This window comes from Kitasatospora herbaricolor (assembly GCF_030813695.1).
GTDB lineage: Bacteria > Actinomycetota > Actinomycetes > Streptomycetales > Streptomycetaceae > Kitasatospora > Kitasatospora herbaricolor.
Map to the genome: position 1 here is coordinate 8,265,545 of NZ_JAUSVA010000002.1, position 15,328 is coordinate 8,280,872.

Annotated in this window: 15 protein-coding genes and 1 pseudogene; 11 read left to right on the forward strand and 5 right to left on the reverse strand. The window is 73.9% G+C overall.

Annotated elements, in window-relative coordinates:
• Positions 1–47: 47 nt before the first annotated feature.
• Entirely contained in the window at positions 48–773 is a 726-nt protein-coding gene (locus tag J2S46_RS35820; RefSeq protein WP_229913048.1) for a TVP38/TMEM64 family protein, read from the reverse strand.
• Between the two features lie 82 nt (positions 774–855).
• Positions 856–2,082: an MFS transporter gene (locus J2S46_RS35825; RefSeq protein ID WP_191292145.1), complete on the reverse strand. Its 1,227-nt coding sequence runs from the start codon at positions 2,080–2,082 to the stop codon at positions 856–858.
• Positions 2,083–2,227: 145 nt separating this feature from the next.
• Here J2S46_RS35825 and J2S46_RS35830 point away from each other — a divergent pair, with 145 nt between their 5' ends.
• Entirely contained in the window at positions 2,228–3,421 is a 1,194-nt protein-coding gene (locus tag J2S46_RS35830) for an ROK family transcriptional regulator (protein ID WP_191292144.1), read from the forward strand.
• A gap of 109 nt (positions 3,422–3,530) precedes the next feature.
• Here the strand turns inward: J2S46_RS35830 and J2S46_RS40945 are convergent, their stop codons facing one another.
• Complete coding sequence (locus tag J2S46_RS40945; protein ID WP_370882282.1) at positions 3,531–3,716, reverse strand: hypothetical protein; 186 nt, start codon at positions 3,714–3,716, stop codon at positions 3,531–3,533.
• A 415-nt stretch (positions 3,717–4,131) separates the two neighbouring features.
• Between J2S46_RS40945 and J2S46_RS35840 the strand changes: the two genes are divergently transcribed.
• The 5 genes from J2S46_RS35840 (at position 4,132) to pip (ending at position 9,300) form a co-directional block, all read left to right on the forward strand.
• Positions 4,132–4,545: a TOBE domain-containing protein gene (locus tag J2S46_RS35840; protein ID WP_191292143.1), complete on the forward strand. Its 414-nt coding sequence runs from the start codon at positions 4,132–4,134 to the stop codon at positions 4,543–4,545.
• 166 nt (positions 4,546–4,711) lie between these two features.
• Positions 4,712–5,473 carry a glycerophosphodiester phosphodiesterase gene (locus J2S46_RS35845; protein WP_191292142.1) on the forward strand — a complete coding sequence of 254 codons (762 nt, stop codon included), beginning with the start codon at positions 4,712–4,714 and terminating at the stop codon, positions 5,471–5,473.
• Positions 5,470–6,684: a winged helix DNA-binding domain-containing protein gene (locus J2S46_RS35850; RefSeq protein WP_229913046.1), complete on the forward strand. Its 1,215-nt coding sequence runs from the start codon at positions 5,470–5,472 to the stop codon at positions 6,682–6,684. Before J2S46_RS35845 ends, J2S46_RS35850 begins: the two co-directional genes overlap by 4 nt.
• 139 nt (positions 6,685–6,823) lie before the next feature.
• Positions 6,824–8,188, forward strand: coding sequence for an AI-2E family transporter (locus tag J2S46_RS35855; protein WP_229913045.1), 1,365 nt, complete (start codon positions 6,824–6,826; stop codon positions 8,186–8,188).
• A gap of 113 nt (positions 8,189–8,301) precedes the next feature.
• Positions 8,302–9,300: a prolyl aminopeptidase gene (gene pip / locus J2S46_RS35860; RefSeq protein WP_191292141.1), complete on the forward strand. Its 999-nt coding sequence runs from the start codon at positions 8,302–8,304 to the stop codon at positions 9,298–9,300.
• Positions 9,301–9,442: 142 nt separating this feature from the next.
• On the opposite strand, the gene J2S46_RS35865 is transcribed toward pip, so the two are convergent.
• Together J2S46_RS35865 and J2S46_RS35870 are read right to left on the reverse strand one after the other, a co-directional pair.
• Positions 9,443–9,748 (reverse strand): hypothetical protein, encoded by a 306-nt coding sequence (locus J2S46_RS35865; protein ID WP_191292140.1) that lies wholly within the window; start codon positions 9,746–9,748, stop codon positions 9,443–9,445.
• 58 nt (positions 9,749–9,806) lie between these two features.
• Complete coding sequence (locus tag J2S46_RS35870) at positions 9,807–10,259, reverse strand: hypothetical protein (protein ID WP_191292139.1); 453 nt, start codon at positions 10,257–10,259, stop codon at positions 9,807–9,809.
• 426 nt (positions 10,260–10,685) lie between these two features.
• On the opposite strand from J2S46_RS35870, the gene J2S46_RS35875 reads away from it, so the two are divergent.
• From J2S46_RS35875 to J2S46_RS35895, 5 genes and pseudogenes are all read left to right on the forward strand, one after another.
• Complete coding sequence (locus J2S46_RS35875) at positions 10,686–11,405, forward strand: flavodoxin family protein (protein WP_191292138.1); 720 nt, start codon at positions 10,686–10,688, stop codon at positions 11,403–11,405.
• A 126-nt stretch (positions 11,406–11,531) separates the two neighbouring features.
• Positions 11,532–11,996: a DUF8821 family protein gene (locus J2S46_RS35880; protein ID WP_191292137.1), complete on the forward strand. Its 465-nt coding sequence runs from the start codon at positions 11,532–11,534 to the stop codon at positions 11,994–11,996.
• Between the two features lie 311 nt (positions 11,997–12,307).
• Positions 12,308–13,108, forward strand: a complete 801-nt coding sequence (locus tag J2S46_RS35885; RefSeq protein ID WP_191292136.1) for a maleylpyruvate isomerase family mycothiol-dependent enzyme — start codon at positions 12,308–12,310, stop codon at positions 13,106–13,108.
• 329 nt (positions 13,109–13,437) lie between these two features.
• Positions 13,438–13,828 (forward strand): annotated as a pseudogene (locus J2S46_RS35890) (glycoside hydrolase family protein); the annotation flags it as partial.
• A gap of 116 nt (positions 13,829–13,944) precedes the next feature.
• Positions 13,945–14,490 carry an MOSC domain-containing protein gene (locus tag J2S46_RS35895; RefSeq protein WP_191292206.1) on the forward strand — a complete coding sequence of 182 codons (546 nt, stop codon included), beginning with the start codon at positions 13,945–13,947 and terminating at the stop codon, positions 14,488–14,490.
• Positions 14,491–15,328: the final 838 nt, after the last annotated feature.

Sequence of the window (15,328 nt, forward strand, 5' to 3'; positions counted from 1 at the left end):
ACCGAATAGTCGGGCGGCGCGCCCGGTGCTGCCCGGGCGGCGAGGCCTCAGACGGCCTCGGCGCGCGGCCGGCGCCGGGCGGCCCGCCACACCGACGCGAGACTGACCAGCACCATCAGGGCGATCGCGCCCGACGAGACCACGAAGGCCGCCGAGCCCGGCGTCCGCGCGCTCGCGGCGGCGACCACGTACGCGGCGGTCGACGGGACCACGCCGATCGCGGTGGCGGCCAGGAAGGGCGCGAACCGGACCCCGGAGAACGCGGCGGCGAAGTTGCCGGCCTGGAACGGCAGCCCCGGGAAGAGCCGCAGCAGCAGCACGCTGCGGAACCCCTGTTCGGTGAACCGGCGGTCGAGCGCGGTCAGCGTCCGGCCACGCAGCAGCGGGCGCAGTGCGTCCCGGCCGAGCAGCCGGCCGAGCCCGAACGCCGGCGCGGCGCCCAGGGTGGTGCCGAGGACCGCGAGCAGCAGCCCCTGCTCGATGCCGAACAGCAGGCCGGCGGCGGCGTTCAGGGCGGGCCGCGGCACGAAGGCCAGCGTGCCCAGCGCGTACACCGCGAGGAAGGCCGGTGCCTGCCAGGTCCCCGGCACGGTCGAGGTCAGGCCGCCGGACAGCAGGGCGGCCGGGTCCCAGAGGAGGAGCGAGCCGGCGGCCGCGCCGAGGATCACCACCAGCAGGGCGAACCTGGTCCAGGGCGACAGCGCCATGCGGTGCGGCCAGGGCCCGGCCGGTGGGGCGGGCGCGGCCGGCGGGGAGGGCGGGGGAGCGAGCACCGGGCGAGCTTAGCCGCCGCCCCCGGCCGGGCGGAAAGCCGGCCGGGGGCGGGACGTGCGCCTGTCGCGGGGAGGCGGCGGGTCAGCGCCGGGCGTTGCTCGGTACGCCTTCGACGGCGTCCAGCGGGGCCCCCGCCGGCGGCTGCGCCGGGTCGGCGGGGGCCGCCGGCCGGCGCAGGGCCCCGGCGCTGAGGATCAGCGCCGCCGCGAGCAGGGTGACCAGGGCGAAGGACACGCTGAGCGAGGTCGCCTCGGCGAGCACGCCGATCACGGCGGGCGCGATCAGGCTGGAGGTGTAGGTCACGGTCGCCACGCCGGCGATCGCCTGGCTGGGGTTCCCGCCGGTCCGCCCGGCCGCGGCGAAGGCCAGCGGCACCACGACCGCGATGCCGATCCCGATCAGCGCGAAGCCGGGGATGGCCAGCCAGGGCGTGTCGGCGAGGACCACCAGCAGGCCGCCGACGGTGGCGATCGCCCCGCTGACCCGGGTCGCGGGCACCGGGCCGAGCCTGCGGATCGCCGCGTCGCCGGCCAGGCGGCTGACCGCCATGGTGAGCGCGAAGGCGGTGTAGGCGGCGGCCGCGACGGTCGCCGAGGCCCCGGTGACGTCCCGCAGGTAGACGCCGCTCCAGTCCATCGAGGCGCCCTCGGCGAAGACCGCGCAGAACCCGACCAGCCCGATCGCGAGCGCACTGCGCGGCGGCAGGGCGAAGTGCGGCGGCGCCTCCTCGCCGGGCTTGGACCGGATGTCCGGCAGTTGCCGGGAGACCAGCTGGGCGAGGACGGCCAGCACGCCGGCGGTGATCGCGAGCTGGAGCCTGGCGTCCAGGTTCTGGTGGGCGGCCAGCACACCCACGGCGGAGGCGAGCAAGGTGCCCACGCTCCACATGCCGTGCAGGCCGGACATGATCGAGCGGCCGAGCCGCTCCTCGATCTCGACGCCCTGGGCGTTCATCGCCACGTCCGCCATGCCGGCGGTGGCGCCGTAGACCAGCAGCGACAGGCAGAGGAAGGGCAGCGAGGGGGCAAGGGCGGGCAGGGCCAGCGACAGGCACCACAGGGTGACCAGCGCGCCGGTGGCGGCCCGGCCGCCGAACCGGTGGACGATCCGCCCGGCCAGCGGCATGGCCAGCGAGGACCCGATCGCCGGCATCACCAGGGCGAGGCCGAGCTGGCCCGGGCCCAGGTCGAGGTGGTGCTGGATCCACGGGATCCGGGTGGCGAAGGTACCGGTGACCGAGCCGTGCAGGGCGAACACCAGGGCGATGCTCACCCGGGCCCGGCGTGGGTCCTTCAGTATCTCGGGCATTCCACGTTCCCTCCGAGTCGCGGGGCAGTCGCGACGGTGCCGTCCATGGTCGGGGAACCCGGATGGGCGCCCGGTCCGATAAATTATCAGGAAGGGACCCTGATAGAAACAGTTGTGGCGACGCAGTCTGGAAGGATGCAACCTCATGAGCACCGTTCGAACGGCGACACCGAGCACCGCCCGGGCCATCAACGACCGGCTGGCACTCAACCTGCTGCTCGAACAGGGCCCGCTCACGGCGACCGAGTTGCGCGAACTCACCGGCCTCTCCCGGCCCACCGTCTCCGACCTGCTGGACCGGCTGCAACGCGGCGGCCTGGTCGCGCTGGCCGGCGAGCGCGGGGAGGCGCGCCGCGGCCCGAACGCCCGGCTCTACGCGCTGGTCACCTCCCGCGCCCACATCGCGGCCATCGACGTCCGCTCCGTCGGCGTCAGCATCGTCATCGCCGACCTGGCCGGCCACACCCTGGCCACCGCCGAGATCCCGGCCGGCCCCGAGGCCGGCCACGGCGCCGAAGGACTCGCCGGACGGACCGTGAGCACCCTGCTCGACACCGCCCGCCGGGCCGGCGTCGAGCAGCTGCACACGGTGGCCGTCGGCATCCCGGGCCTGGTCGACCCCGCCACCGGGCGGCTCGACAACACCGGCGGCCTGCCGGGCTGGCACACCGAGCTGATCGCCGCACTGCGCGAACTGCCAGGCACCGGGCTGATCCTGGAGAACGAGGTCAACCTGGCCTGCATCACCGAGCACCGCACGGGCGCCGCCCGCGACCGCGACACCTTCGTCCTGCTCTGGCTCGGCCACGGCACCGGCGCCGGCGTCATGCTGGACGGCGGGCTGCGGCGCGGCGCCTCCGGCGGCACCGGCGAGATCGGCTTCCTGCCCGTCCCCGGGACGGACCGGCTGCCCAACGCCTCCGACTGCGACGGCGGCTTCCACGCCCTGGTCGGCAGCAGCGCCGTCTGCGCGCTGGCCCGCGCCCTCGGACTGCCCGCCGACGCCGCCGGCGACGCGGCCGCCGCCGAGGCGGTGGTCCACGCCGCCGTCGCGGCGGGGCCCGCCGGTGCGCCCTTCCTGGACGCGTTCGCCGGCCGGGTGGCCGTCGGCGCCGCCGCGATCTGCGTGGTGCTCGACCCCGGCTGCGTGGTGCTCGGTGGGGAGGTCGGCCGGGCCGGCGGCGCCGAACTGGCCGGCCGGGTCGCCCGGAAGCTGGCCGAACTCTCACCGCTGCGCACCGAGGTACGGGTCGGGGCGGTCGGCGGCGGCGGGGTGCTCGGCGGCGCCGTCCTCCTCGCCTGCGACGCCGCCCGCCGGGACCTCTTCGGCGGGCCCTGAGCCTGCTGCGGGTGGTGAGCCCGGCCCGTCCTCCTGCCGTACCGCCTCGGGGAGGGTGCGGACGGCGGTACGGCTGCCGGGAGCACCGACGCCCCCCGGGCCCGTGCCCTCAGTGGTGGCCGCGGGCCGGTGCGAGCTGAGCGCCGGGCGGGGCGGCCGGGCCGGGGCCCGGCGCGGACAGGGCGGGGGTGCCCAGGACCGCCGCCGCCACCAGGCCGGCCAGCAGCAGCAGGCCGATCGCCGCCCGCCCGCAGACGGTCCGCAGCGACACCCGCTCGCGGGCCGGCCGCGCCACGTTGCTCGCGTACCCCCGGTCGGGCCGGCCACCCTGCCGAGCCTCGGCGGCGAACGCGAACGGCACCGGTTCGGCGGCCCGGGCGCTCGCCCGGCCGCCGGGCGCCCGTAGCGGGCCGATCCCCGACGGTCCGATCCGTGCGCGGCCGAACCGTGCGGCGCCGTGATCCGGTGAGCCGCGCCTCGATGACCCGTACATCGCTGCCTTTCGTCCGGGGCCGACAGGCGGTCCGACCGCGGGCCGGCGGAACCCTCTGTCCGAATGATGCAGTTTACGGGGGAATCGTGGCTGAACATCCGCCACCGGCCGGGCCCGCGCGCGGCGGACGGGCGGCGCTCCGCTTCGCGATCGGTCGGTGCCGTACGGCAGGATGGCGGCGACAACGGATTTGCCGACACACCGCCAGGAGTTGCACATGGGCCTGCCCGCGCCGGTCAACCCGTACCGCATCGGCGAGGCCGCCGCGATGCTCGGCGTCAGTGCCGACACCATGCGGCGGTGGGTGGACGCCGGGCGGGTCGCCGCCGAGCGGGACGAGCACGGCCACCGGATCATCCCCGGCGCCCAGCTGGCGGCCTTCGCGCGCGAGCTGGCCCGCAGCGACAACCCCGAGGCCGAGGGCCGCCCGTCCTCGGCCCGCAACCGCTTCCCCGGGATCGTCACGCACGTGGTGCTGGGGGACGTGGCGGCGCAGGTGGAGATCCAGGCCGGCCCGTTCCGGGTGGTCTCGCTGATCAGCCGGGAGTCGGCCGAGGAGCTGGGCCTGGTGCCCGGCGCCGCCGCGACCGCCGTCATCAAGTCGACCAACGTGATGGTCGAGCGGGGCTGACCGCGGCCGAGGAGGGGTAGGCGTCCTTCTGTCCGCCGCCGCCGGACGGTCGGCCCGGCCGAAGGGCCCGGACCGCCGCACCGACGGTCGTACCGCCCTGGCACCACCGCCCAGGAACGCCCGCCCAGGAACGCCAGCCCAGGAATCGGAAGAGGTCGCCGCACCCATGCCCGCCCACCCGTCCCTGTCCTCCGCGCAGCCCGCGGTGCCCGCCGTGGAGGCCCTCGGGGCCCGCCCGCGGGTCCTCGCCGTGGCCCACCGCGGCGACCCGTACCGCTACCGCGAGAACACCCTGGACTCGGTCGCCTCGGCGCTGGCCGCCGGCGCCGACGCGGTCGAGGTGGACGTCCGGCTGACCCGCGACGGGGTGCCCGTGCTGCTGCACGACCCCACCCTGGAGCGCCTCTGGGGCGACCCGCGCCCGCTCCGCTCGGTCACCCTCGACCAGCTGGACGCCGTCGGCGCCGGCGAACTCCGGGTGCCGACGCTGGCCGCCGCCCTCAAGGCGGTGGCCGACACCCCGGCGGCCCGGCTGCTGATCGACCTGGACGCCGCCGCCCCGGCCGCCGCCGCCCATGCCGCCGTCGGCGGCCTCGGCCTGGCGGACCGGGTGGCCTGGTGCGGGCCGGTCACCGCCATGCTCGCCGTCCGGCAGCTGGACCCGGGCGCCGAGATCGCCCTGACCTGGACCCAGCCCCGACTGCCCGCCGCCGCCCTGCTGGCCGACCTGCGACCGCACTGGATCAACCCGCCGTTCGGCCTGGTCGACCCGGCGTTCGTCGCGGGTGCCCACGAGGCCGGACTGGCCGTCAGCACCTGGACCGCCGACCTGCGCCGCACCATGCGCAGGCTGCGGAAGGCCGGCGTCGACTCGATCACCAGCAACCGGATCACGGTGCTCAGGTCCGTCCTGGACGGCACCCGGTGACCGCCCGCACCCCGGCCGCCACCCTCAGCACCCGGGAGCTGAACCGCGCCCTGCTGGCCCGCCAGCATCTCCTGGAGCGCGCTGCCACCACGCCCGCCCGGATGATCGGGCACCTGCTCGGACTGCAGGCCCAGGCCGTCTCGCAGCCGCCCTACCTCGGGCTCTGGTCCCGCCTCGACGGCTTCACCCCCGAGCAGCTGACCGAGCTGATGGAAAGCCGCGCGGTGGTCCGGATCGCCCTCCAGCGCGGCACCATCCACCTCGTCACCGCCGACGACTGCCTGACGCTGCGCCCGCTGCTGCAGCCCGTCCTCGACCAGGCGCTGCGCAACACCTACGGAAAGCGGCTGGCCGGCGTCGACGTCGACAAGCTCGCCGAGACGGGCCGGGCCCTGGTCGAGCAGGAGCCGCGGACCTTCCAGCAGCTCGGCGCGCTGCTCGGGGAGGGCCTGCCCGACCACGACCCGGCCGCGCTGGCCCAGGCCGTCCGCTGCCGGCTGCCGCTGGTGCAGGTCCCGCCGCGCGGCATCTGGGGCCGCAGCGGCCCGGCCGCGCACACCACGGCCGAGCACTGGCTGGGCCGCCGTCCGGACGAGCACCCTTCGCTGGACGCGATGGTCCTGCGCTACCTCGCCGCCTTCGGCCCGGCCACCGCCACCGACGTGCAGAAGTGGTGCGGCCTGACCCGGCTCGGCAAGGTCCTGGCCGCCCTCGCGCCCCAGCTGACGACCTTCCGGGACGAGCAGGGCCGGATCCTGTACGACCTGCCGGACGCCCCGCGCCCGGACGCCGCCACCCCGGCGCCCGTCCGGCTGGTCGCCCCCTTCGACAACCTGCTGCTCTCGCACGCCGACCGCAGCCGGATCCTGCCCGAGGAGGTCCGCTCCCGGGTGATGACCGTGAACGGCCTGATCGCCGGGAGCCTGCTGGTGGACGGCCTGGTGGCGGGCAGTTGGGAGCTGACCGAGGTCCGCCCCGAGCGCTCCCGCCGCTCCGACCGGGCCGAGGGCCACGGCGGGAGCCGGGGTGAGGGCCAGGGCGGCGGCCGGGGTGAGGCCCCGGTCGGCCAGGGCGCCTGGGCGGTCCGGGTCCGGCCGTTCACCGCGCTGGGCCGGCGGGACGCGGCGGCCGTCGAGGACGAGGCCGGGCGGCTGCTGGAGTTCGCGGGCGGCACCGGAGTGCTGCGGATCGAACCGCCGGACCTGCGGTAGCCGCGCCCGCCCGCGGCTGACGGCCCGCCGAGCGAGTGCGGCCACGCCGGAGGGCCACGGACCGGGCTTTCCGTCAGATTGTGTGCTGGTATGTCCCCATCGGGTCACCCAGGGCACACCGGACGGGGGCGGAGGCGGGATGGCGGCAGAGGGCACACCGGACCACGGCACGCCGCCCGGGGAACCCCCGGACCGGGCCCGTGCCGGGGCCGCCGCCCGCCGCGACGGAGCGAGCGCCGACGCGCCCGGCGCCGTCCCTGACCGCGCCCGGCCGGACAGGCCGGACGGCCCGGACAATCCGAACGGGCCCGATGACGGCAGCCCTCCGTACGCCCTGCTGCCCCGGCCGGTCCGCGCCGCCGCGGCCTGGTCGGCGGCGGTCATCCTCTTCATCACCGTCGCCGTCCTGTTCGTCTTCGCCGTCGTCGAACTGCGCGCCGCGACCGTCCCGCTGATCCTGGCGCTGCTCGGCACCGCACTGCTCTACCCCGTGATGCCCTGGCTGACCCGACGGGGGCTCGGCCGCAGCGGGGCCGCCGCCCTCACCTGCGTGGTACTCGTCCTGGCGGTCGGCGGCGCGCTGGCCCTGCTGGTGAACTCGCTCTCCCACAGCGCCGGGCAGATCGGCTCGGCGCTGCAGGACGCCGGCAGCCGGCTGGCGGACTGGCTGGGCCCGACCGGCCAGAAGATCGAACAGGCCCTGCAGAGCGCCCCGGGCGAGGGCAGCTCGCTGGTGAGCTCGCTGGCCGGCGGCCTGCTCTCCGGACTCGGTGTCGCCGTCCAGCTGCTGACCGGGGCGATCCTCTCGCTGGCCCTGGTCTTCTTCTTCCTCCGGGACGGTCACCGCGCCGGCGACAGCATCCGGTCCTTCCTGCCCGCGCACCGGGCCGACACCGTCATCGCCTGCGGGCAGGAGGCCTTCGCCGCGACGGCGGGCTTCATGCGCGGCACCACCGTGATCGCCCTGATCGACGCCTTCTTCATCACCGTCGGCCTGGTGATCCTGGGGGTGCCGGGCGCTCCGGGCCTCGGCGCCCTGGTCTTCATGGGCGCCTACATCCCGTACGTCGGAGCCTTCCTCTCGGGCACCGTCGCCGTACTGGTCGCCCTGGCGGACGGCGGGCTGGCCACGGCGCTCTGGGCGCTCGGCGTGGTCCTGGCCGTACAGGCGCTCGAAGGCTACATCCTCCAACCGCTGATCCAGAGCCGGACCGTCCAGCTCCACCCGGCCACCATCATGGTGGTGGTCATCGCCGGCGGGGGAGTCGCGGGCGTGATCGGAGCCCTGCTGGCCGTCCCGATCAGCGCCGCCGTGCTCGGCATCATCTCCGTGCTGCGCGGCACCGGGGGCCCGGCGACCGACCGCCTCTCCGTCGGCGGGTCCGGGAACGGCGGGTCCGGGAACGACGGATCCGGCTCTGGTGAGACCGGCTCTGGTGAGGCCGGTACCGGCGGGCCCGGTTCCGGACGCCCCGGAGATTCCGGTACGGGCGAAGGCGTCTGACCGTCCGTCTGCCGCCTCCCCGCCGCCCTGGCGCCCGGGAAACCCCGCGCACCTTCGGCTCCCCCGGCGGTAGCCTCGCGAGGTCGCCCCCACCCATCCGGAGGACCGCCGCCGTGGACCCACACCAGCCCACCCCCGGGCACGCGCCGCCCACCGAGCCCTTCCCCCCGATCGAGCCCTACGCGCACGGACTCCTGGAGGCCGGCGACGGCCAGCAGGTCTACTGGGAGGCCTGCGGCAACCCGCAAGGCAAGCCCGCCCTGGTGGTGCACGGCGGCCCCGGCTCCGGCTGCAAACCCGGCAACCGGCAGCTCTTCGACCCGGCCCGCTACCGGGTGGTCCTCTTCGACCAGCGCGGCTGCGGCCGAAGCCTCCCGCACGCCGCCGACCCGGCAACCAGCCTGGAGCACAACACCACCGAGCACCTGATCGCCGACATGGAACGCCTGCGCGAACACCTCGGCATCGACCGCTGGCTGCTGTACGGCGGCTCCTGGGGCTCCACCCTGATCCTCGCCTACGCCGAGCGCCACCCCGAGCGGGTCTCCGAGATCGTCGTCAACGGCGTCACCATGACCCGTCCGGAGGAGACCGAATGGCTCTACCGCGGCGTCGGCCGATTCCTGCCCGGCCCCTGGGAGGCCTTCCGGGACGCCCTGCCCGAACCGGAGCGCCACGGCGACCTGGTGGCCGCCTACAACCGCCGGCTGAACGACCCGGACGCCGCCACCCGGACGGCGGCGGCCCGCGACTGGGCCGCCTGGGAGGACGCCGTCATCGCCCACGAGGTGCTCGGCAAACCCGGCCAGTACAGCGACCGCCCCAGCGAGGCACTCCAGGCCTTCGTCCGGATCACCGCCCACTACTTCGCCCACGACGCCTGGCTGGAGGACGGCGCGCTGCTCCGCGACGCCCACCGGCTGTCCGGCATCCCGGGCACCCTGATCCACGGCCGCCTCGACCTGGGCTCCCCGCTGCGGACGGCCTGGCAACTGGCCGCGGCCTGGCCGGACGCCGAACTCGTGATCGTCGAGGACTCCGGCCACACCGGAAGCCCCGCGCTGCGCCGGGCCGTGCTGGCCGCGATCGCCCGGTACGCCGGGCGTCCCTGACCGTCCGTCGGATGATCGGGTCCGTCTCGACGGTCCCGCAGGATCACCCGAATGCCCAGGGGCGGAGGCCGGCCCGTTCCGGCCGCCCTCCGGCCCTGGTACCTCCGGCCCTGGCACCTCCGGCCCTGGGCATTCGCCCCGCTCAGCCGCCGGCGGGCGCCGGGATGGTGGCTCCGGCGGCGCCGCGCGGTGCCAGCCGGATCCGCAGCGCCTGGGTCGGCTCGGCCGCCTGGCGCTCCCAGCTGACGTCCACCACGTCCACGTCCTGCGGGTCGTCCGCCAGCCAGTCGGCGGCGGCCTGGAACAGGGCCTGGGCGTCGTTCCCGGCCAGTACCAGAGTCGCGTCGGGCTCCACCCCGACCCAGAGGTCGACATGGCTGTTGACGAAAGCCCCGGCCCGGTCCTTCAGTGCCTGTGCGAGCGTTCCGCCGTCCTGATCCGTCTTCACCGGCTTCTCCTCGTCTCGTCACACGCTGTGTGACGCTCCGTACCCCGTTGCGGGGCGATCACACACCCCGTCCGCCGTTCGCCGCGGCAACCGGGGTGCCCACCGGTCCCGTCGGACCGGCCAGCGCCACCACGACGGCCGGGGCGAGGAAGACCGTCCCCGCGGCCGGCGCGGACAGGCCCCGGACACCCTGGAGGTAGAGCGTCGCGATGAACACCGTGACCGCGTACCCCATGTTGAAGACCGACCCCATGGTGGTGATCAGGTCGAAGGAGACGTCGCGGAACAGCCGCAGGTCGACCAGGGGGTGCCGGGCCGTCCGCTCGCGCAGCACGAAGAGCACCCCGCTCACCGCGGCGACCGCGAGCAGGACGAGCGTGCGGGCGGCGGTCCAGGCCGCGAACAGCGCGGTCCCGGTCGGCAGCACCGGCCGCCGGCCGAACACGTCGCCCAGCCGCCCGCCCACGATGAAGAAGCACCCGACCGCGAGCATGTAGCGGACAGCGTCCACCGAGCGGCCGAGACGGTGACATCCAGCTCGGCCGCCATGCCGGGGACGGCCAGGTTCAGGGCGAAGAAGTCGAGCTGGATGCAGAACAGCGCCACGGCCACCGACACGAAGGCCCCGGCCCGTAACGCCCCGTCCCGTACAGCCCTGTCCCGGTTCCCGGCCACCGTCCGCTCCCTTCGTCCGCCGCCCGCGATTCTCCGGTGCCGTCCCCGGCGCCAAGCGCCCGTGCCGCCGGGCGGAGGACGGCCCACCCTCCTGGCCCAGCCGCCTCGCCGGTCGGGAGCCCGGCACCAGGCAGGTGGCCCAGTCCGGCGCGCCCCGTCCGGCCCGGACTGGTGGACTGGACGGCGGAGCCCGACCGAGGTCCGGCGTGGGCGGACGGCAGGTCGCCGGCCGCTCCGGGCATCCCCCCGAGGAGACACGTCCATGGCAGCCACCACCCCGACGTCCTACGCCGACCTGAGCGCCCTCGTCATCAACTGCACGCTCAAGCGCTCGCCGGAGCGCAGCCACACGCAGGGGCTCATCGACGTCAGCCTCGGCATCATGGAGCGCCAGGGCGTGACGACCAACGTGCTCCGGGCCGTCGACCTCGACATCGCCACCGGCGTCTGGCCGGACATGACCGAGCACGGCTGGGAGACCGACGAGTGGCCGGTGATCTACTCGCAGGTGATGGCCGCGGACATCCTCGTCCTGGCCGGCCCGGTCTGGTTGGGTGACAACTCCTCGGTGATGAAGCAGGTGATCGAGCGGCTGTACGCGTGCTCGTCGATCCTCAACTCCGAGGGCCAGTACGCGTACTACGGCCGGACGGGTGGTTGTCTGATCACGGGCAACGAGGACGGTGCGAAGCACTGTGCGATGAACGTGCTGTACAGCCTGCAGCACCTGGGGTACGTGATCCCGCCGCAGGCGGACGCGGGGTGGGTGGGGGAGGCGGGGCCGGGGCCGTCGTACCTGGACGAAGGGTCGGGCGGTCCGGAGAACGACTTCACCAACCGGAACACGACTTTCATGACGTGGAACCTGTTGCACATGGCGCGGATGCTGAAGGACGCCGGCGGTATCCCGGCGCACGGCAACCAGCGCTCGGAGTGGGACGCGGGGTGCCGCTTCGACTTCGAGAACCCCGAGCACCGGTGAGCGTGGCACACGGGACGGGGCCTGGTCCCCGGCGGTCCGGGCGGGTGCCCGCCGGGGCCGTCCGTGCGGGCTCGGCGCCCGGCCGAAGCGCTGTCGCCCACCGACGCTCATGAGAAGGAGCCTGTCATGACCTACACCGTGGATTTCGTCACCGTCTCGACCGTCGGTCTGGAGTCGTCGCCGGTCGCGGACGCGCTCGCCGGTCTGCGGGCGAACGAGGCCCGCTACTTCAAGAACAAGTACGACCACGTCTTCACGGTGGAGCCGGCGGGCGAGGCGAAGGCGGCCGTCGACTGGGTGCACCGGATCCTCAAGGAGGAACGGGACATCGTCATCTCCTCCCGGCCGCTGGAAGCCACGGCCTTCCAGGTCGAGGACATCCGGATGGCCTACGTCTTCTACGAGAGCGGCCTGTCGGTCAACGTGATGTACACCGTCGACGACGCCAAGAAGCGGGCCGTCGGGTTCAAGCTGTCCGAGGGGATGGACGTCCCGGAGGAGCTCGCCTCCCGGTTCAAGTTCGCACGCCAGAAGTCGAAGCTCGCCGGCACCATCCGCGGTTCGTACTTCGTCGTCAAGAACGAGTACTGACCGCGACACCTTCGAGTCCGGCGCTTCGGGCCGCTTGTGACCTCTGCGTCCATCGCATCGAGCGGCAGCACGACCGCGCGCACCGGGTGGACGTGACGTCGCCGAGTGCCCGGCCGCACGGCGAGGCCGGAGCGCCCATAGGCCGGAGCACCCATAGGCTGGACGCTTGGCGTACCGCCACCACCAGCGTCCTCGCAGCAGTGCGCAGCTTGTCGCCCCGGCGGTGGGAGGCGAGGACGTCTGCAATGGCCAACCGGCGGGACTGTGAAAATCGCTGTCCGATCACGGGAGCACGGTGATAGACATCCGGCGTGGAAAAGAATCTTGAGTTCCCTGACCTGTTGCGACTGATCGATGAACGGTCGACGGCCTTCCGCGCCGTGGTCGCCGCCGCGCCCGGTCTCGACGCGCAGGTGCCGTCCTGCCCCGGGTGGACGCTGTTCGATCTGGTGAAGCACCTGGGTGGGGGGGACCGTTTCTGGGCCGCCATCGTCGGCGCGGGGCCTGCCGACGCTCCCCCGGCCGAGGCCGTCGCCGCGCGTGCCGCGCTGGAAGTGCCGCAGGAGCGTGAGGCCCTGCTGGCCTGGCTGGACGCGTCGACGCAGCTTCTGCTGGGCGCCCTGCGCGAGGCGGGACCGGAGAGCGGTTGCTGGACGTGGTGGCCCGCGTCGCAGTCACCGCAGACCGCCGGCGGCACCGCCCGGCACCGGGTCCAGGAGACCGCGGTGCACACCTACGACGCCCAGCTCGCCGGGGGCTCCCCGCAGCCGCTGCCGGTCGAGCTGGCACTCGACGGTGTGGAGGAGTTCCTGTTCACCGTCTGCGCAACGCCGAGTGCCTGGCCGCACAAGCCCACGGCCTTCGACTTCCACGCCGCCGAGGGCCGCTCCTGGCGCCTCACCGTCGACGGCGACGGCGCACGCATCACCAGCATTCCCGCGCCCACCGCCGCGACCGGCGAAGACTCGGACGCAGCCGGCGCCTCCGTCCACGGTACGGCCAGTGAGCTGGTCCTCTACCTGTACGACCGGATCCAGGCCGACTCCTTGCACGTTGACGGAGACCCAGGGCTGCTCGACCTGCTCCGCGCCTGGGAGCCGGAGGAGAAGTAGGACGTAGCGGGGGCGGTTGGCCGCGCCTCGAACCGGTAGGACACGACTCTGCGCCGGGTTCGTCATCCGCGGCACCGGGCTCAAACCCGTGAGGGCGGGGCGTCACCAAGCCGTCCGTCCACCTGGACGGCCGTGCGAGATTGTCCGTCCCAGCGATCACGAGAAGCGACGCGACTGCCGTCGTCCCGATCTCGTCGGGAAGTCAGTCGATCGGGTGACTGCGGCGGCCGCCGTGCATGAGAGCAGGGCCTCTTGGCAGCTCGAAGGGTGTCGAATCCAACGTGCCGGCCAGGAGGCCCTGTGGTCGAGCAGCCGATCGCCCTCCCCAGGACACCAACGAGATGGTCTTCTCCGGCGGAGTCGTCCTCGACAAGGACAACACCACCGGCTTCGGCACCGGCACCAACCCCCCCGCTGGTCGCGATCTGCACCAGCTACCGCAAGTCCGACGGCGTGCAGGCCCAGTCGCTCGCCTACTCCACCGACGGCGGCACCACCTGGACCAAGTACGCCAGCAACCCCGTCCTCAACATCGGCTCCCAGAACTTCCGCGACCCCAAAGTCTTCTGGAACGCCCGGACCAACAGCTGGCTCATGACGGTCGCCCTGTCCGCCGACCACAAGGTGAGCTTCTACTCCTCCCCGAACCTGAGGACCTGGACCAAGCTCAGCGACTTCGGACCCGCCGGCGCCACCGGCGGCCTGTGGGAGTGCCCGGACCCCGGACATGACCCATCCGCCTGATGAGGTCCGTTCACTGCACGCTTCCCTCGCAAGGCTGCTTGCACCGCCTCTATGATCGACCGGCCGCAGAATGACGACAGGTGGAGGGCGTGATGCCTGGTCAGGTGACCGCAGTGAGCCGTAACGAGGGGTACTCGTTCAGCAAGCCCAATCGCGATTCCGTCAGGCTGCTCACTGGGCTCGGAGTGGAAGGAGACGTTCACGCAGGTGAGACGATCCGCCACCAGTTCCGCATGACCTACGAGCCGAACCTGCCCAACCTGCGCCAGGTCCACCTGATGCACGAGGAACTCTTCGACGAACTCGCGCTCAAGGGCTTCAGGGTCTCTGCGGGCCAGCTCGGCGAGAACATCACCACGCGTGGGATGGACCTGTTGGGCCTGCCCACCGGTGCCCTGCTCCATCTGGGGGAGCGGGCGGTGCTTGAGGTGACCGGACTGCGTAACCCGTGTGCCAAGATCAACGACTTCCGCAAGGGGCTGCTCGGTGAGGTCTTCGCCATGGAACCCTTGTCCGGCGAGTTCACGTTCAAGTGCGGCGTCATGGCTGTGGTCCGCCGTGGAGGGACCGTCCGCCCCGGCGATTCCATCCAGGTCGAGCTCCCGCCACCCCCTCACCGCCCGCTGGAACGGGTCTAGGTTCTTGTTCCGTGGTCATCGGCGTGCCCAGATGAGGATGGCGGCGAGGTGGAGTGCGGCCTGGGTAGCCTGCAGCGCGGTGAAGTGCCGCGGACGGCCCGGACGCTTGCGTCGGCCAGGCCCGCAAGGCCCAGGTCGGCGAACCGGCCCCGCCACCTTCCGTACCGTGCCAGATGCAGCCCCGTCTCCCGGGTGATGCGCGTGTTGGACTGACCGCGCCGCTTGCAGTACGACCTGGGCGCGCGTACCCGTCGTCCGTGCTCGGTCTTGTGACCGTAGGCGGCCTTCTGCAGCCGTGCGCGTTCGGTGGCGGTCGGGGTTGTCGGGCGGGCGGCGCAGGCGGGCATGGCGGGCAGGCCGATCGGCGGAGGAGGAGGGTCGGGGAGCCCGAGGGAGTCACCCGGTCGGGCGGGTGATACATGCAGGCGAAGGGGAAGTAGGGGCAATTACCGGCCCGTTCGGACGGTGGTCGGCCTCCGGAAGACGTCGGCGTTGCGCGCGCACCAGTCTGCGAACGTTCGTGGCCTGCGTCCGAGCAGCCGCTCCACCGTGTCGGTCCGGAACCGACGGTGTCGGCGCGCATGAGCCTGTACCCCTCCGTGATGGCGTCGGCAAGCGCCTGGGGTGCTCCGTCGGGGAAGCGGGACTGGACGGCTTGAGCCGGTGTGGCCGCCTCACGGACCTCGATGTCGCGGCCGGCCGCCTCGGCGATGATCTGGACCTGCTCGGTGACGGTGAGCGCCTCGTTGCCGGTGAGGACGCATTCCTCGCCTTGGTGGCCGTTTTCGGTGAGGACGAGGGCTGCGACGGCGGCGATGTCGGCGGGGTCGATCGGCGC